The 18,129-nt window shown below is 59.9% G+C and carries 13 protein-coding genes; 5 read left to right on the plus strand and 8 right to left on the minus strand.

Going from position 1 to position 18,129, the window contains the following annotated elements:
- Positions 1-459: 459 nt before the first annotated feature.
- On the minus strand, positions 460-1,221 hold the full coding sequence (locus AB4Y89_RS09090) for an ATP-binding protein (RefSeq protein WP_442300600.1): 762 nt from the start codon (positions 1,219-1,221) through the stop codon (positions 460-462).
- A gap of 350 nt (positions 1,222-1,571) precedes the next feature.
- On the opposite strand from AB4Y89_RS09090, the gene rpmE reads away from it, so the two are divergent.
- Both rpmE and dusB read left to right on the plus strand, forming a co-directional pair.
- A complete protein-coding gene (rpmE, locus tag AB4Y89_RS09095; RefSeq protein ID WP_147645775.1) occupies positions 1,572-1,793 on the plus strand; it encodes a 50S ribosomal protein L31 in 222 nt (73 codons plus the stop codon).
- Between the two features lie 65 nt (positions 1,794-1,858).
- Positions 1,859-3,103 carry a tRNA dihydrouridine synthase DusB gene (gene dusB, locus AB4Y89_RS09100; RefSeq protein ID WP_442300601.1) on the plus strand — a complete coding sequence of 415 codons (1,245 nt, stop codon included), beginning with the start codon at positions 1,859-1,861 and terminating at the stop codon, positions 3,101-3,103.
- A 134-nt stretch (positions 3,104-3,237) separates the two neighbouring features.
- Here the strand turns inward: dusB and AB4Y89_RS09105 are convergent, their stop codons facing one another.
- Positions 3,238-4,800, minus strand: a complete 1,563-nt coding sequence (locus AB4Y89_RS09105; protein ID WP_442300602.1) for a flavin monoamine oxidase family protein — start codon at positions 4,798-4,800, stop codon at positions 3,238-3,240.
- 218 nt (positions 4,801-5,018) lie between these two features.
- On the opposite strand from AB4Y89_RS09105, the gene AB4Y89_RS09110 reads away from it, so the two are divergent.
- A complete protein-coding gene (locus AB4Y89_RS09110) occupies positions 5,019-6,269 on the plus strand; it encodes a hypothetical protein (RefSeq protein ID WP_442300603.1) in 1,251 nt (416 codons plus the stop codon).
- On the opposite strand, the gene AB4Y89_RS09115 is transcribed toward AB4Y89_RS09110, so the two are convergent.
- The 3 genes from AB4Y89_RS09115 to tyrS all read right to left on the minus strand — a co-directional run bounded on the left by AB4Y89_RS09115 (position 6,266) and on the right by tyrS (position 11,268).
- The gene (locus AB4Y89_RS09115) at positions 6,266-8,929 is read right to left on the minus strand and encodes a ribonuclease R family protein (RefSeq protein WP_442300604.1); all 2,664 of its coding nucleotides are present in this window, start codon (positions 8,927-8,929) and stop codon (positions 6,266-6,268) included. The genes AB4Y89_RS09110 and AB4Y89_RS09115 overlap by 4 nt on opposite strands.
- A gap of 107 nt (positions 8,930-9,036) precedes the next feature.
- Complete coding sequence (locus AB4Y89_RS09120) at positions 9,037-9,867, minus strand: hypothetical protein (protein ID WP_442300605.1); 831 nt, start codon at positions 9,865-9,867, stop codon at positions 9,037-9,039.
- Between the two features lie 165 nt (positions 9,868-10,032).
- Positions 10,033-11,268, minus strand: coding sequence for a tyrosine--tRNA ligase (gene tyrS / locus AB4Y89_RS09125; protein WP_442300606.1), 1,236 nt, complete (start codon positions 11,266-11,268; stop codon positions 10,033-10,035).
- A 48-nt stretch (positions 11,269-11,316) separates the two neighbouring features.
- Here tyrS and AB4Y89_RS09130 point away from each other — a divergent pair, with 48 nt between their 5' ends.
- Positions 11,317-11,691 (plus strand): MmcQ/YjbR family DNA-binding protein, encoded by a 375-nt coding sequence (locus AB4Y89_RS09130; protein ID WP_442300607.1) that lies wholly within the window; start codon positions 11,317-11,319, stop codon positions 11,689-11,691.
- 235 nt (positions 11,692-11,926) lie between these two features.
- On the opposite strand, the gene AB4Y89_RS09135 is transcribed toward AB4Y89_RS09130, so the two are convergent.
- Positions 11,927-14,380 carry a heavy metal translocating P-type ATPase gene (locus tag AB4Y89_RS09135; RefSeq protein ID WP_442300608.1) on the minus strand — a complete coding sequence of 818 codons (2,454 nt, stop codon included), beginning with the start codon at positions 14,378-14,380 and terminating at the stop codon, positions 11,927-11,929.
- A gap of 142 nt (positions 14,381-14,522) precedes the next feature.
- On the opposite strand from AB4Y89_RS09135, the gene AB4Y89_RS09140 reads away from it, so the two are divergent.
- A complete protein-coding gene (locus AB4Y89_RS09140) occupies positions 14,523-15,806 on the plus strand; it encodes an MFS transporter (RefSeq protein ID WP_442300609.1) in 1,284 nt (427 codons plus the stop codon).
- Between the two features lie 285 nt (positions 15,807-16,091).
- On the opposite strand, the gene AB4Y89_RS09145 is transcribed toward AB4Y89_RS09140, so the two are convergent.
- Positions 16,092-16,883, minus strand: coding sequence for an SDR family NAD(P)-dependent oxidoreductase (locus AB4Y89_RS09145; RefSeq protein WP_442300610.1), 792 nt, complete (start codon positions 16,881-16,883; stop codon positions 16,092-16,094).
- 3 nt (positions 16,884-16,886) lie between these two features.
- On the minus strand, positions 16,887-17,930 hold the full coding sequence (locus AB4Y89_RS09150; RefSeq protein WP_442300611.1) for a galactitol-1-phosphate 5-dehydrogenase: 1,044 nt from the start codon (positions 17,928-17,930) through the stop codon (positions 16,887-16,889).
- Positions 17,931-18,129 lie beyond the last annotated feature (199 nt).

An 18,129-nucleotide genomic window follows, 5' to 3' on the forward strand; every position in this document is an offset into this window, starting at 1 on the left:
GCACAGGCCCTGCACTACACCTACAGGAAAATGCTCTAGCTGTATGTCGGATGCGCCCAGGTACCTTGGGAAATTCTCACGAAATTTTTGCAAAGCAAGCGCATCTAAACGAGGGAAGATTGCGTTCAAAGAGATATAGAGAGCGCACGTCCAGCTTTCCCCCATTTGCAGTTTTTTCAGGAGTGCACCGATGCAGACCGAGACGACCCGCAGACAGCGAGTAGACGAGGCGATTTATCGCACCGTAGCCATCGCCGCCGCGGTATTGATTGTGATTGGAGTTCTGGTAGCTTAGAGCATTTCCCCTGACACTGTAGCCTTGGAAAAATCTGCGAATGCCGTTTTCTTCGCGGAAAACGGCGCAAACGGCGATAACTCCGCTCTACACCATTAGGAGAAATACTCCAGCCGCCTTGGTGTCCCCGTAAGTTGGACACTTTTCGCACGCCCCAACAATTCTTATGCCAGCGTGGCCCGCTTGATCTTCTGGCGGAAGTCTTCGCCCTGCATCTCCACAATGACGCACATTTCCTGCAAGCGGCTGCGCATGCGTTCGCCGATGCGGTCACCCAGGGTCTCGTCACGCATTACGTTGCGCGGGGTACTTGCCTCTGCGCCGAGCGGAGCCTGATTAGCGTAGTTCGTYGTGATGATGGTGGTGCGCTTGTCGTTATAGCGAGTGTTCAGGATGTGCGCGACGGTATCCCAGACCCAGTCCGTGGGTTTGGAGGCGCCGAGCTCGTCCAGAAGCAGAATCTCGGCATCGAAGACCGGCTTCAGAATCTCCAGTTCCGTGGCCGAAACCTTCGGGTTGTAGCTGTGCTGCACTTCCTTCAGCAGCTCACGGTAGTCGTAGAAGAGTCCGGTGGCACCGCGCTCCATGATGAGCGACTGCAGAATGCCGACGGCCAGATGGGTTTTCCCCACACCGATGTTCCCCGTGATCAGAAGACCGGAACCGTCCGTTTCGATCGGATACCCTTCAACGAACTTCTTCGCCGCCAAGTGCGCCTTGAGTAGGGAACGGTGAGAGCTGGGAAAGCTGGTCTCGTAGTTGTCGAGGGTGCAGTGCTCGTAACGGCGGGGGATACGGGCGCGTTCCAAATTCGCCAAAGCGCGACGCTGCGTCTGACAACCGCAAGCGGTGGCGTACTGCTCCCCGTCCGGCCGGGTGAGGATGCGGAGACCGGCTCCTTCGCAGATGGGGCAAACGACGCTCATACCTATGAGATGAGTATGCTTGTCCGCAAGGCTTAGGAAAACCCCCATCGATCTAGGAAAACTTCCGACTCCGATGTCTTGTCATCCTGAGCAAACGGGGTGGTGAAGCGAAGGACCTGCTTTTGAGGGACTTCCGGGTTCCCGGATTCGGATCATCCTGAACCACTGCACCACCCGTGGTGCAGTCCCAGTTTAACCCGGGTTATACTTAACAGAGCACCCGTAGTCGACAGGCACATCGATGTTGCGTGATCTTTGCCGCAGCAAGCGAACCGCCCCCGGGAGCTGGACAAAAACAAGCCGGTTTATAGCAATACAGCCCGGCAACACACGAAAAGGATTTATTTTCAATGCCCAAGCAGGGAATTCACCCCAACTACACCGATATGAACGTAAAGTGCGCCTGCGGAAACACTTTTGTGACCCGCTCGACGCATAAGGGCGACCTGACGGTCGAAATCTGCGCCAACTGCCACCCCTTCTTCACTGGCAAGCAGAAGCTGATCGACACGGCTGGACGCGTAGAGCGCTTCCGCCGCAAGTTCGAGAAGTCTGGCGCGGCCGCCAAGTAAATACAAACGCATCAAGGCCGAGGCCCTTGCTACGGCGAGGGCCTTTGGCTTTTCTGTAGATACACATGAAGAAGAACTGGGACAACCCGACCGAGTATGTCATGCCCGACAACGGTGCCGTCGTTCCTGCCGAATTCTCCATCGGCAAGGTTCGGGTGGCTCCCGCAACGGTGCTTGCCCCCATGGCGGGGGTAACCGACACGGTCTTCCGGCGTTTCATCCGCAACGCCAGCATGTTTACGCCGGACTCCTCCGGCGACGTGAATCAGACGGTCACGAACCAGCAGTCGGGCTGTGGTCTCATCATGACCGAGTTCACCTCGGCTGACGGTCTGGCCCGCATGCGCGAGACCAAGCGCAAGCGCTACCTGACCTACTACGAGGACGAGCACCCGATTTCGGCCCAGCTCTTCGGATCGAATCCGGTCACGCTGGCCGAGTCTGCCCGCATCGTGGAAGACGCCGGTTTCGATATCGTCGACCTCAACCTGGGCTGCCCGGCCAAGCGCGTCACCTCCTGCAACGGTGGCAGCGGCCTGCTGCGCGATCTGCCGCTGATCGGTGAGATCTTCCAGGCGGTCCGGGCTGCCGTCACCATTCCATTTACGGTGAAGTTCCGCATGGGGTGGAACGACGCCAATATCGTGTGCGTTCCGCTGGCGAAGATGGCCGAGGACTGCGGGCTGAACGCCGTCGCGCTGCACGCCCGTACGCGCGAGCAGGGCTACAGCGGCCAGGCGCGCTGGGAGTGGATCGCGCAGGTCAAGGACGCGGTGAAGATTCCGGTCATCGGCAACGGTGATATCCGCACGCCGGAGGATGCTGCCGCCATGGTGGCGGAGACCGGCTGCGACGCCGTGATGATCGGCCGCGCCGCTCCGGCGAATCCGTGGCTCTTCCGTCAGATCGCACAGTACACCGCGACTGGGCGCTACGATCAGCCGACCGAGATGGACCGCTACCGCATGATTCGGACTTATTTCGAGATGCTGCTCGAAGAGATTGAGCAGGAGCATCCGGAGATTGAGTTCGCAACTCCTGGCCGTGCTGAGACCGACGAAGAGAAGCGCCGCAAGCGTGATCGAGAGTCAGCCCGCCGCGATGCCATCGGCAAGATGAAGCAGTTCGCAAGCTGGTTCACGCACGGCGTAGCCGGCGGAGCTTCACTGCGCAGGGCGATCTACGAGGCCAAGGTGGGCGAAGACGTCATGATTGCCGTCGAGGACTTCTTCGAGGGCAAGATGAAGCCGGTCACCGAAGAAGTCGCCGAAGAGCCGACCTTGGAAGCCCTGGGCGCCGGCTGCGACTAACCCATACACCGGGTGCCCCATGTCCCGCTTCTGGGACGTGGGTATTCGCGCTACGCGCGAACCGTCTTTTTTTTTGTGGTCCTGAGAGTAAGCGAAGGACCTGCTTTCTCTGCCCTATCGGATAACAAAAAAACCTATCCCTTCATCCCCGCAGCAATCCTCTCAATCGCGCGATGCCCTGAGAGCGCCGCACCCTCCTGCCATCCCACCAGATGCGACAGATAATCACCCGCGAAGATCGTGCGGCCTTCAGGTTTATCGAGCTGGCTGTAGGCAGCTTCAGTCCCATCGAGATGATTGTTAGCGAAGCAGCCAAGCGAATACGGAATGTTCTCCCAGCTCACATAGATGGGTTTTGTAAGCAGGGAAGACTTGCCCGGATGCAGCTTCTCCACCGCAGCACGGGAAGCATCGAGCTTGCCCTGCCGCGAGAGCGCACCAAACGGCGTGAACTGGCGCGTGACATCGTCGCGTTCGGCGTTGAAGCCACCGATGATGATGCCGGTCTTCGAGAAGAGCTTGTCGGAGGGATACCACACCAGGTCGACGGTCTGGCGAGGGAAGCTGATGCCGCCGTAGATGCGGTTTTCCTTCTCCCAGAAACGCGGAGACTCCCAGGCGATCTTGTAGTTGGTTGTCATGGGGATGCCGGTGAAGGCGTTCTGTGTCGCAGCAGTGAAGTTGTTCTTCGTCTTCGCCAGTACCGGGATTGGCATCGTGCAGACACACCAATCAGCCGTAATGGTCTGTGCCGAGCCTTTCTTTGTGTATGCCACGGTAACTGAGTTGGGACCGGTTGTGATCTCGGTGACCGGCGCCTCGTAGACGATGATGTTGCCCAGCACTTTGGCGAAGCCGTAGCCGATGCGGTCCATTCCGCCGACCGGCTGGAACATGGTCGCCTGCCAGTCGATCTGCTCTTCGTACAAAACGCCCTTGGAGAGGTCGGCGGCGAGCAACTCGCTGAGTTTGAGAGGATCATGCAGCTTCGCAACGGCAGGCCCGGCGCCGCGCGGTGTAACAAAGCCTGCCCGGGTGGTGCCGGAGTACTTGCTTTGCTGGTTAAGGTCGCCGAAGCCGCGCAGGAAATAGTACATGCGCTCCGCATCGTCCTTTGTCAGCTCCTGGTCTAGCGCATGTTTGTTAATAGCCTTAGAAAGCAGCTCCGCGATGTAACCGCGGGTGTCATGCACTACCTGCCGTTCTTCCACGGGCTTTCCACCATTCAGCGAATCTGACTGCATCAGTGCAGAGCGGGAGAAATTGATCTCTATCTCCAGCGGGACGTTCAGCTCCTGGCAGTAGTCGAGGATGTGCGTGTGATGCGAGGGAATGCGTGCCGGGCCGGCGTTCAGATAGTGACCTTCTTCCCAGGTACACTCCTGTTTCGTGCCGTCCAGGAACTCGACGGTCGTGCCGTTACGCACCGACCATGAGCGACCACCGGGCCGATGACGAGCCTCCAGCACCGTGACCGTAAAGCCTGCCTTGCGCAGCTCATAGGCTGTTACCAGGCCGGAGATACCCGCTCCGAGAACGACGACCTTCTTCCCTTTGCCGAAGTCCGCAGGTAGCTCCGGCAGAGGAGACGCGCCGGAGGCAGGCATCAGGCCGAGAAGATGCATTGTGGAATAAGCAGCGGAGTAGCCTCCGAGCTGCGCCATCCGTTGGATAAAGACACGACGGGTAGGGCTCATGGAATGGCCTCTTTCTTACGTCTGAACTGTAAAACGGAGAACGACTGTTCTCATTATCGGGCGCGAATGGGCGTGTTACAAGAGGATAAATCCACCATTCTCGCGATGGCATTCATCGGCATACACGATTGCGCCTTGAAGGAAGTAATCATCGTTGAATGTTGGCGAACTGCAGGCGACTATACAATCGCAACATTCCGAAAATTGAGGTTGATTCGATGCGTCGTGCCGCAAGGGCTCTGGGTCTCGTCACTTTTTATGGTGTTCTGTTTGCCCAGCGCGGGCCAAGTGTAACAAGCGCTGACCATCGAGTTGTGCAGCCTGTGTTGATTGCTCCTGGAAGCAAGCCCTTCCATCTCGATGCTGTAGTACTCGATGGACAGCAGACGATCGGCACGATCGAATGGCTCTGGATCGACCCTACGCATTACCGGCGTTTCATCAGGTCGGCTGAATTCTCGCAGGATCTGATCGTGAACGGTGACAGAACATTGGAGAAAAATTCGGGAGACTACCTTCCGTTGAAATGGAATACCTTCGCTATGGCCGTCGTGGATTCGTCTTTCATTACAAATACAATTCGCGACGGAGACCGCCTGGAAACAAAAGCAAATAAGCTTGCCGACGCATCAGGAATCAAGTGCTTCGACCAAGCCCGGAAAATGTGCATACGGTACCCGGATGGTTTACATGAGATTGTGGCCGCTTCCGGACATGGGGTTGAATTCAGCGACTATCAGAACTTCCGCGGAACACTTGTTGCCCGGACTATTACGAATGCCGCGCGCCTCGGAGAAAAACGACTGGACCTGCACGTGGTTGGACTCGAAGATTTGAAGAATCCCAAGCCAGACATGCTGGCAATTAACGCACCTTCGACACCAGCCAAACAAAAACTGCAGGTTGATGTTATGAGAGAAAATGACCTGCGGAAGCAAGCGAACACAGATCCTGAGATCATCTGGCCGCAACCTCTGGATGGAGGGGAACACGGCGAAGCCAGCTTTTATATGTCCACGGATAGGACAGGCAAGGTCCGTGAGGTATTACCGCTCTACACCGTCAATGAACGTACAAACGACTCCGCCGTACGGCAGATTATGCGATGGACATTCCGCCCTTACCTCAAGGATGGTGTGCCTCAACAGATGGAGGGTGTTCTCTCGTTCACCGTGGATACCAGGAAATGGGGTCCAAAAGAACCGCTGACCGATGCCGAGGTGCGGAAGTTGGCAACCAACATTGTTGAGCCCAAGGTCGACGGCAGCAAGTATCCAAAGGGAACGACGTATAGCCTGTGGGCTGCCATTGATTCTGATGGCCAGGTTATCGAAGCGATGACCGGTGATGGTCCACATGAGCTATGGGGACCTTGCTATGACGCCATGCGTTCATGGCACTTCAGCCCGCTGATGGAGAATGGACAACCCCGTCCCTATCGAGCGAATTTCATCTTTCACATCAACTAACGTCTTTTCTTTTTCGCCTTCTTCTCCCGCTGAATCGACTTCTTCGACCGCTTCTTCCCCGCGCCCTTCGGCGGTTTGTACGGATGGGCACCGGGTTTTGCCGGACGCTCTCCGTCCGCAGGCGCGAATGGACCGCTCTCGTCTTCCAGAATGGCAAACTGCAGGCGCCGATTCACGCGGTCCACGCGATCGAGCAGCACTCGCACCTTCTGCCCCATGGCATAGCAGCGCCCGTTACGGTCTCCACAGATGCGGCGTGAGCCCTCATTGAAGTAATAGCGATCGTCGCGCAGCGAGTCGATCGGGACCAGGCCCTCCACGAAAAGACCATCGAGCTCGACGAAGAGGCCGTACTTGGTGGCCGACAGGATCATCGCGTCGAAGTCTTCGCCGACACGGTCCTGCATGAACTTGATCTTCTTCCACTCGATCAGCTCACGCTCGGCATCTTCGGAGCCGCGTTCACGCTCGCTCGACTCCTGCGCGATGGAGGCCAACTCGCTGGCCATGATGGGGCCTTCCAGATCGGCAGCATGCTTCGTGAAACGGGCATTGCCCCACGGCGCCGGCTTGTCGCTCAGCACGGCGCTGCCCATGGGATTGGCTCCGCTCTGGAGCAGGTCTTTGACAATGCGATGCACGATCAGGTCTGGATAACGGCGGATCGGCGAGGTGAAGTGCGTATAAGTCGGCGAGGCCAGCGCGAAGTGGCCTTCGTTCTGTTCGGAGTAGACAGCCTGCTTCAGTGAACGCAGCATAAGGTAGGCGAGGATGCGTTCCTCGGGCTTGCCCGCAATGCGCTCGGTCAGCATCTGGTACATGCGCGGCGTCACCGGAATCGCTTCGGTGACCTCGTGCGTCTTGGCGGCGCGTCCGCTGCCGCGTGCATCGCGCCGGTCTCCGCGTGTCTGGATCTTGCGTACCGGCAGATTGCCGATGCCGAGTGAGTAGCCGAAGCCGGCCGCCGTCTCTTCGAACTCGACAACGCGCCGCGCATCAGGAGGTTCGTGAATACGGTAGATGCCCGGCACGCCCTGTGACTCAATCCAGGTAGCCACGCACTCATTGGCTGAAAGCATGAACTCTTCGATCAGGCGATGCGCCCAGATGCGTTCGGACCGCACGATCCCTTGCATCTCGCCGGCTTCGTTGAACTGCACCACAGGCTCAGGAAGATCGAAGTCGATGGAGCCACGCCGTACGCGTTTACGATTCAGAAGGCGCGAGAGCACCTCCATGCGCTTGAACTCGGGCACCAGGTCGGCGAACTCGCGCAGAGCATTGGCGTCGTCATCGAGCACACGCTGCACGTTGGTGTAGGTCATGCGCTGTGCGGAGCGGATGATGCCTTCCATCACCTGGTAGCGCAGTACCTCGCCACGCTGGTCGATCTCCATGACGCAGGAGAGAACCAGCCGATTCTCGTGCGGCCGCAGCGAGCACATATCGCTGGAGAGCTCCTGCGGCAGCATTGGAATGGCCCGGTCAGGAAAGTAAACACTGGTGCCGCGCAGGCGCGCTTCAAGATCGAGTGCGCCTCCAGGCAGGACATACTCAGCCACGTCCGCGATGTGGACCTGCAACTCCCAGTTGCCGCTGGGCAGAAGGCGGGCGTGTACGGCGTCGTCGAAGTCCTTTGCAGTTTCGCCGTCGATGGTGACGATCGGGAAGCTGCGGAAGTCGATGCGGCCGCTCTCCCTGGGGTGCGTTCCGAATCCATTCCAGGGTGTCGATTCGAGCTCGTGAATGTACGCTCCATTGAGCTCTGCCGCCTGCGCGCGCGCCTCTTCGAGGACGTCGTCAGGGAAGACGTGCGGCAGATGATGCTTGCGGATAATGATCTCGACGTCGACACCGAAGGCGTCTTTGTCGCCCAGCACCTCGATGATGCGGCCGGTTGCCGGACGGGCAGTCGTGGGGAAGTCGGTGATCTCCACATCGACAGCCATGCCTTCGAGGTTGCGCCAGTCTTCCTCAAGCTGTGCGCGTGCTTCTTCTCCCAGCACACGATGTGGCGAGCCCTCTTTTTGCAGAGGGACCTCCAACCCGTCAGGGATGAGGATCGGCTGCGTCATGCGCTCATCGAGCGGTGTGACATAGTTGCCACGCACCAGCGGAGAGTCGTGACGCTTCTGCGGACGGGCGTAGTGGAAGATGCCGACAATCGTTGGGTGCTTGCGATTGAGCACGCGGGCGATACGTCCGGACCGACGGCCGTCGCGTTGCGGTGGGCCAACCTCCACCAGCACCTGGTCGCCCTGCATGGCTCCGTTGATCTCCGGCGGAGGGATGAAGATGTCGTCCTCACCGGGTACCCGAACAAAACCGAAGCCGTCACGATGCAGGTCGAGCTTGCCGGAGACGAGATTGTCGCGATTGAACGATGCGGCAGTGGGATACCTGCCGCGCCTGGTGGAGGTCGCTCCGCCAGGCGTCCCGCGGTCGTTCGGCTTCGGCACCGCCCACTGATCGTGATCGACCTTCTGCAGCGCGCCGCTCGCCGTCATGCGGGCAAGGTGTTCGAGTAGCAGACGGCGTTCGCGGCCTCCGCCGAGGCCGAGCTCACGGATGAGTTGCTTATAGCCTGCGCGTCCGCCGGGAGAGCGTTCGATCAGCCGGAGGAGCTCGCGGTCGGTCTGGGGATAGTTTCGGCCTGCCATCGTCCCCTCAAGCATAAAGGGCGCGGAGGTGACCGCGCCCTTTAGAGCATTTTCCCTGTTGCTGGGTATCCCGGAAAATGCTCTATCGAGTGAGCATGTATTTCTCGTTATCGCCGAGCGAGCGTATCCGGTGGCTGTGACTTCAGTTCAGAGGCGGCCTCCTGCAGCGTCATGGCGTCGGGTGTGAGGCGGAAGCCGGACTTTACCTCATCTTCCTGCTCGGAGATGGACTTGAAGAGCAGCGCTTTCCCATCGATGTGGATGTGGGTTTCGACGATAAGCCATACGCCAGGCTTGACCTCGCGGCGTTCTACCGAGAAGGTGCCGCCCTTCTTCATACGGCCAAAGAGACCCCAGCCGAAGGTGACGTCATTGGTGAGGGTGCCGTGCATCAGCTTCAGACGATGTTGTGCCTTATCCAGGACGATCTCGCCGGACATGGCGGCGAAGACACGGGATTCCATCGAGGGCGGCGTGAAGTTCGGATTGGGAACAAAAGCGAGAGTAGTCGCCTCTGGACTATCGGACTTTACTGACCAGTAGAAGGCATCCGGCATCATGCGCAGCATCTCTTCGGCACGCTTATCGTCCTCGCGGCCGCTCTTGCGCTGCTTCTCCTGTTCGCTGGGGCTGGAGACGAAATCGGTGATCTTACGGTCTTCTGTGGCGAGTTCGGCTGGGGTCAAGGGCCGGCCATCGGTACGGATCTTCTTCTTTATCGCTCCGCTATCCGTCTCAATGACGTAGAAGAGGGCATCTTCGCCGGGCTTCTGATAGTGCGAACGGTACTGCCACCGTGTATGGTCAGCGTGGTCGGCGACGATCTCCGTCTGCATGACCTGGCGCGCCAGGTTCTGGGCGGCGGTGTCCTGTTGTGCAAAAGCAGGAAAAGCAAAAATAGTCAGCGCTGCAACAGCAGCAATCGATCGGGTACCCATCAGGACGGGTTCCTCCTTGAGCTTGCTGACCCAGTTGGATGCATCTTTGTCGCGGCTGGTTTACAGGATGCGTGCAAGCTGCTGATTATATTGGGCTATATCGGGAGAAGAAGGCAACCCGGGATCCGTCTAAAGCGGGGCTCCCGGGTTGCGGAATAGTCACAGTCAGGCGATCACTGCGAGCTTCGCGCGCTTTCCAAGCCGCACGGGGATACGTGCGGGCAATTCGGTGACCGTAAGGAAGGCATCCTTATGGACATTGCCGTCGATCCGCACAGCGCCCTCGGCAACCTTTCGCGTCGCTTCTCCAGCAGAAGCGGCGAGACCCAGAGCGACGAGAAGCTTCGCGACGCGCACGCTGGAGTCCGTGATGGCGAGCGCTTCCGGAGAGATCTGTACCTCCTCCAGGTCGTCCGCGATGGCCTTCTGCTGGAAGGTGCGCGCCCAGTTCTCCTCGGCGTGTACCGCTTCCGCTTCTGAGTGGAAGCCGGCCGTGATGGTGCGTGCCAGGTTCTTCTTCGCCTGCATGGGATGAAGCGCCCCTGAAGCGACATCGGCGCGCATCTGGTCGATGGCAGACTGCGGCAGGTCGGTGAGGAAGACCCAGTACCGCCACATCAGCTCATCGGAGATGCTCATCAGCTTGCCGTACATCTCACCCGCCGGCTCCTTGATGCCGATGGCATTGCCGAGCGACTTCGACATCTTCTGCACGCCGTCGAGGCCTTCGAGGATGGGCGTCATCAGGATGATCTGCGGAGCCTGTCCGTGAGTGCGTTGCAGGTCGCGGCCGCGCATCAGGTTGAATTTCTGATCCGTGCCGCCCAGCTCGACATCACACTTCAGTGCAACCGAGTCATAGCCTTGCGCCATGGGGTACAGCAGCTCGTGGACGTGAATGGGCTGCTCCTCCTGGAAGCGCTTATGGAAGTCTTCGCGCTCCAGCATCTGCGAGACGGTAAACTGCGCTGCCAACTTGACAATGCCGGCGTAGCCAAGCTGGTCGAGCCACTCCGAGTTGTAGCGGACCTCGGTCTTGTCCGCGTCCAGAATCCTGAAGACCTGTTCTTTATAGGTCTCGGCGTTGGCGTCGATCTCTTCGCGCGTGAGCGGCTTGCGCGTCTGGCTCTTACCGGTGGGATCGCCGATCAGGGCGGTCGAGTCACCGATCAGGAAGATGACGGTATGGCCCAGGGTCTGGAAGTGCTTCAGCTTGCGCATCAGCACGGTGTGGCCAAGGTGCAGATCGGGCGCCGTAGGGTCGAAGCCGGCTTTGATGCGCATAGGGGTACCGGTCGCGATCGACTTCTCGATGCGTTTGGCCAGGTCCTCCAGCGGAATGATCTCCGCCGCGCCCTTGGTGATGAGGTCAAGCTGTTCCTGCAGTAATGGAAAGGTCATGATGTCGCACCTTCAAGTATAGAAGGCGGGCGTGGGATACTTGCGGGCATGGATGTCGAAGGTGTCCGTAAGTTCCTGCGCTCCCTGCCTCACGTCGCGGAGACCCGCCAGTGGGGCGACAACCTCGTCTTCTGGGTGGGCGATAAGACCAAAGGCGGAAAGATGTTCGCCCTGATCAATCTGGACGACGAGTCCCGCCTGGGCCGGCAGCCGGTGGTCTTCAGCTTCGCCGCCGATCCGGAGCGGTTTCACGAGCTGCTGGAGATTGAAGGAGTGTTACCCGCGCCTTACCTGGCACGGGCAAAGTGGATTGCTCTGGCAGGCTGGAACGTCTTCCGCAAGGCCGAGCTGGAAGACCTGCTGCGCCAGGCTCATAACCGCGTCTTCGAGAAGCTGCCGAAGAAAGTGAAAGCAGCGCTCTGAGTAGCCTAGACCCTGGGTGCCCCATCCATCGCAACGCGATGGGTGGGAGATTCGCGCGTTGCGCGAATCAAGTTTCTGCTGTATCGACAGATTTATCAGGTGAGAGATAGTTCGAGGGATGGCGGCTATGAACTGCACGGCTCCTACTTTATTCGAGCTTCGCTCGAACGTCCCACCCATCGCGAAGCGATGGATGGGGCACCCAGAGTACGGGATCCGAATCTGTCGATAAACCCTAAATCTTCGCCATCCGCAGCCGCAACGCATTCGCAATCACCGACACCGAACTGAAGCTCATCGCCGCCGCAGCAATCATCGGGCTCAACACAATGCCAAAGATGGGATACAGTGCTCCCGCGGCAACCGGTACGCCCAACGCGTTGTAAATAAAGGCAAAGAACAGGTTCTGCCGGATATTGCTCATGGTTGCTTCACTGAGCCGGTAGGCACGCAGGATGCCGTTGAGATCGCCCTTCACAAGCGTGACTCCCGCCGTCTGCATGGCGACGTCGGTGCCGGTTCCCATGGCGATGCCGACATCGGCCTTTGCCAGGGCGACCGCATCGTTGACGCCGTCGCCTGCCATAGCGACAACATGCCCCGCCTGCTGCAGTTTCTCAATCGCCTCGCGCTTGCCGGCGGGCAATACCTCGGCAATGACCTGGTCAATTCCCAGCTGTGAGGCCACGGCCTCTGCCGTCGCTCGGCTGTCGCCGGTCAGCATCACAATCGCAAGACCCTCGTTGTGCAGTTGGCGTAAGGCCTCGCGGGCAGTGGCTTTGATGGGATCCGCGACAGCGAGAGTGCCAAGCAATATGTTGTCCTGCGCCAGGAATACGACCGTCTGCCCTTCGCGGCGCAGCTTGTCGGCTTCAGTGGAAGAGGTATCGATTCCCAGCTCCTGCATCAGGGCGGTGTTGCCGAGTGCGATGGTGGCATTGTCGACATGGCCGCGAACGCCTTTACCGGTGATCGAGGAGAAGTTCGTGACGGGCAGCAAGCTAAGGCCGCGTTCTTTGGCCGCGGCAACGATCGCGGCTGCCAGTGGATGCTCGCTGGCGTTCTCCAGGCTGGCCGCCAGCCGCAGCAGACGAGCTTCCTCTATGCCATAGGTCCTGATCGCGGTAACGCGCGGTTTGCCCTCGGTAAGTGTGCCGGTCTTGTCGAGAACCAGGGTGTCGACCTTGCGCAGTGTCTCGATCGCTTCAGCATTGCGGAAGAGCACACCGATGTGTGCGGCCTTGCCGCTGGCGACCATGATGGACATCGGCGTCGCCAGTCCCAGAGCGCAGGGGCAGGCGATCATCACGACGGCGACAGCAGAGACGAGTGCATGCGCCAGCCGCGGTTGGGGTCCCACGAGAGCCCACGCAACGGCAGCGAGTACAGCGGCAAGGATGACGGCGGGAACAAAGTAGCCGGCGACCTGGTCGGCAAGACGCTGAATCGGGGCGCGGCTGCGCTGTGCCTCGGCGACCATCTGCACGATCTGGGAGAGCAGACTCTCGCGACCAACGCGCTCGGCACGCAACACCAGCGTTCCCGTACCGTTGACTGTAGCTCCGGTCACGCGGTCGCCTGCATGCTTCTCTGCCGGTATGGGCTCGCCCGTCATCATCGACTCGTCGACAGAGCTTGCACCTTCCGTGACCACGCCATCGGCGGGAATCTTTTCGCCGGGACGAACGCGGAGAAGATCGCCGGCGTGAACCATGTCGAGTGGAACATCCTCTTCGGTTCCGTCTGTCTTGATGCGCCGCGCCGACTTCGCCGCAAGGCCAAGCAGACTGCGGATCGCCTCTCCGGTGCGCGCACGCGCCTTCAGCTCAAGCACCTGACCCAGCAGCACCAGCACCACGATGACAGCGGCGGCTTCAAAGTACACCGGCGCCTCTCCCATCTCATCGCGAAAGGCAGCAGGGAAGAGATCTGGGAAGAAGAGCGCGGCCACACTATAGCCATAGGCAGCAGCGACCCCAAGGCCAATGAGCGTAAACATGTTCAGGTTGCGTGTGCGGACGGACTGCGCCGCCCGTTCGAAGAAGGGCCATCCTCCCCACAGCACGACCGGTGTACTGAGCGCCATCTCCAGCCAGTGAAGCGTACGCCCACCGAAAAGATGCTCCGCGCGCATGCCGCTCATGGCGGCCACAAAGACCGGAGCCGTGAGGATCGCGCAGATCCAGAAGCGGCGGCGCATGTCAGTGAGCTCAGGGTTTTCCTGCTCTTCAACTTCGATCGTCCGGGGTTCCAACGCCATGCCGCACTTGGGGCAGTTACCGGGATGGTCACTCACCACCTCCGGATGCATGGGGCAGGTGTACTCGGTGCGTGTGAGAGCTACAGGCACTGCCGGCTCAAGCGCCATGCCGCACTTCGGGCAACTGCCAGGTCCCTTTTGGCTAACCTCGGGGTCCATGGGGCAGATGTATTCCGCCGAGGTCTCAGCAGCGGTCGGAGGAGCCGCGGGCTTTGGGTTCAAATACTTCTCCGGATCGGCCTTGAACTTTGCAGCACAGTTCGGGCAGCAGAAGTAATAGGTCTTGCCCTGGTGCTCTGCCTTCGCAGGAGCGGTGGCCGGATTCACCATCATGCCGCAGACCGGATCTTTCTGCGCCGGCTGACTGACGATGTTGAAAGGGGACGACTTCGCGCCCTGGTGACTGCTGCCGTAGTGTTCGTGCTCCATCGCCATCTCCTCGATTATGCGACGTTCCGCCGCATGGGTGATGCATGGGAGAACGCATGGCCGAATTCGGCATTACACCGGAGAGCGGTGATCCAGGCAGTAAGCAAGCTGTAGCTTTGGCGTGATAGAGTCGCGATGCCCGATGAAAATTGAAAACAGCAATGCTGCGTCGTATCGCTGGACCGTTGGAATACTGCTTGGCGTCGGCGTCCTGGTGAACTACTTCGACCGTGTCAATCTTTCGGTCTCGCACGATGCTCTGGTGCAGACTTTTGGAATTACGCCATCGGTTTTTGGCCAGCTCTCAGCGGCGTATTCGTGGACCTATGCCGCGTGTCAGTTACCCACCGGGGTAATACTCGATGCCTTCGGCGTGCGTAAGGTCTCGCTCTACTCGATTGCCATCTGGGGCATTGCTTCGATTGCGGCCGCATTTGCACCCGGCGTGCTGCTGTTCTTCGCGGCGCGGCTGCTGCTGGGTATTGGTGAAGCTCCCACCTTTCCGGCGAATGCGAAAGCTGTCGGTGCATGGTTCCCGCAGCATGAACGGTCGCTGGCGACGGCGATCTTTGACAGCGCAGCAAAGCTGGCCAACGGGATCGGTGTGCCCTTGCTCGGGCTCTTGCTGTTACGCGTCGGCTGGCGAATGTCCTTTGGTTTTACGGCGGCGCTTTCGTTTGGGTATCTCGGGCTGTTTGCGCTGCTCTACCGCGAACCGGATCGCTTCACCATGCGAAACGTACTCCATCCGAGTTCCGAGACAGAGGATGCGGCTGCGATTCTGGCTCCGCCGATTCCGCTGACCCACCTGTTACGCGAGCGCAAAGTGATCGGTCTGGCAATCGGCGCGGGGTCGTACAACTACGTCTTCTATCTGTTGTTGACGTGGCTGCCGACCTATCTTGCAGAGACACTGCATATCTCGCTGCGGCAGTCGTTCCTCTTCACCTCTGCGCCCTGGCTGATCGCCACGGCCTGCGGCTTCTTCATCGGCGGTGTGCTGGTCGACTTTCTGATCCGTCGCGGCAAAGATGCGAGCACGGTGCGGCGTTCAGTTCTGTTGATCGGGACAACCTGTGGACTGGGATTGATCGGCGCGGCCTTTGCCCACGATGTTGTCTCGGCGCTGGTGCCCATCTCGATTGCGATCGGAGGTCTCTCCGCGGCATCACCCATCTGCTGGAGCCTGCCCTCGCTGCTGGTGCCGAATACAAGCACCGGCAAGGTGGGCGGCATCATGAACTTTTCGAACCAGCTCTCTGCCATTGCGGCGCCGATCCTGACCGGATATACCGTGCAGGCGACACATAACTTCACCTGGGCCTTCGGGATCGCCGCGGCGTACCTGGTGATCGGCGTGTTGTCGTACGCCTTCCTGCTTGGGCGGATTCAGCCCATCGATGTCCGGCGGGCGTTAGAGGCGTAGAACAGGCCGGGTGCCCCACATACCGGGGTCCCCAGCGAACGAAGTTCGTTGGGGTGGATACGCGAAGCTTATGTGGGAAATTCGAGCGAAGCTCGAACCGCTTTTTGTTTGTCATTTTGTAGGGCCGGGGTCCCCGACCAGCTTGCTGGTTGGGGTGGTCGACCAGTAGAAGCGGAGAAATCTGCTTTTCCGCACTCGCGGTTCCAAGTTCAAAGGCGGTGGCGCTTAGCGCGATACCCAGGTCCCAGAAGCGGGACCCGGGGCACCCAGCGTGTAGATCCCGCCTTAACTCTTCTTTACCAAAGCTCGTGTCGCACCCACCGAAATACCGCCATCGATCAGGATCGTCTGCCCGGTCACGTATCGGGAAGCCTCGCTGGCCAGGAAGACCACCGCACCGTCCAGGTCATTCGGAGCTCCCGGACGTTTGAGCGGGATGCGCTCGACCAGATACTGTACCCAGCCCTCATCTTCATACATCACGCGGTTCTGGCTGGTCTTGAACCATCCCGGAGCCAGCACGTTGACCGTCACACCGTGCTCTCCCCAGTCATCCGCAAGGCTCATCGTCAACTGCTTAATGCCGCCGCGGCTGGCGCCATAGGGTCCAAGACCTGCCGATCCACGCACGCTGGTGACCGAGCCGATATTGATGATGCGTCCGTAGCCTCGGGCGATCATGCCACGTGCGATGGTCTGTGCGACAAAGAAGGCTCCACGCAGGTTGGTGTCGAGGATGGTGTTCCAGTCCTCCCAGGTGACCTCAAGCGCCGGCTTCCGGATGTTGCATCCGGCGTTGTTCACCAGGATGTCGACCCTGCCGTAGACGGCATCGGCAGCCGGGCCGAAGGCGGTGATGCTCTTCTCGTCGCGCACGTCGAGAGTTAACGCGTGAGCCGTGACACCCATGCCGGCGAGCTCTTCCACGAAGGCGTCGCAGTCGCCGGCCTTGCGGCTGGTGACGATCAGCTTTGCGCCCGCACGTCCGAGGGCGCGAGAGAAGTACTGTCCCAGGCCGCGCGATGCCCCGGTAACAACGGCTACCTGTCCTGTCAGATCGAAGAGGTTCTCGCTCAACGCTTAGTTCTCCTTACCGGGTGCAACGACAACCTTGAGCAGACCCGCCTCACGCGCATGCAGACGCGCAAACCAGTCGGCAGCCTCTTCCAGCGTGCTGACGGCGGAGATCAGGGGCTTTACCGTGATGGCGCCTTCGGACATCAGGCGAATGGCTTCGACGTACTCACCTGCGGAGGAGCAAGAACCCTGCAGCCGGACCTCACGCGTGACCACGCGCTGCAACGGCAACGGAACCTCAGGCTGAATATTGCCGATCAGGCCGACCGTACCGCCGCGGCGTACGCATTCGATAGAAGCAACGACAGTCTCCGCACGGCCGACGGCTTCGAGGACGACATCCATGCCGAGATTGCTGGTCCGGCGCAGGATCTCGGCGACCAGGTCGTTGCCCGAAAGATGCAGCGTGTCCGGAATACCGACATCGACAGCCATCTGCAGGCGAGCAGCATCGACGTCGGCGATAGTAACGGAGCGTGCTCCGGCAGCGCGCGCGGCCTGGGCAGTCAGCAGGCCAATCATGCCGGCACCGATCACCAGGGCAGAGTCACCCGGCTTCAGTTGCGAGACACGCACGCCATGCAGCGCAACGGCGACGGCCTCCAACATGGCAGCCTCTTCGAAGGGGAAGTTTTCCGGCAACTGATAGAGGATGCGCTCGGGCACGGCAACGAACTCGGCAAAGGCTCCATGGCGGCGATAGTCTCCGCAGGAGACGCCCATCACCTGGCGGTTGTCGCAGAGGTTGACCTCGCCCCGTTTGCAGAACTCGCACTTACCGCAGTAAACGGTGGAGTCGAAGGTGACGCGATCGCCGGCCTTGTAGCCCTGTACTTCAGAGCCGACCGCGGCGATGATGCCTGCGGCCTCGTGGCCCATGACGATGGGTGGAATCCGGCGGCCGGAACCGCCATCGTAGCCGTGAACATCGCTTCCGCAGATGCCGCAGGCGGCGACCTTGATCAGAACCTCGTCGGCGGCAACGGCCGGGACGGGCATATCGATGACCTGCAGATGTTCGTACGCCTCAAGCATCAGGGCTTTCATGCGTTGTGCTTTCTCCTGTTGGGGATAAGCATACGGGCTGCTCCGTATGGCTGTCCTCTTGATTGCCCGGAGGCCAAAAATACGGTATTCTTTAACTTCCGCAGCAAGCCCGCGGCCCCGTTCTGGTGGCCTGGCGGCCCAAAGCGAGGCGAAACGCCCTCCCACTGCGCGAAAACACCTTCGTCAAACCTGATTGTCG

The sequence above is a fragment of the Terriglobus sp. 2YAB30_2 genome, assembly GCF_052114765.1.
GTDB lineage: Bacteria > Acidobacteriota > Terriglobia > Terriglobales > Acidobacteriaceae > Terriglobus.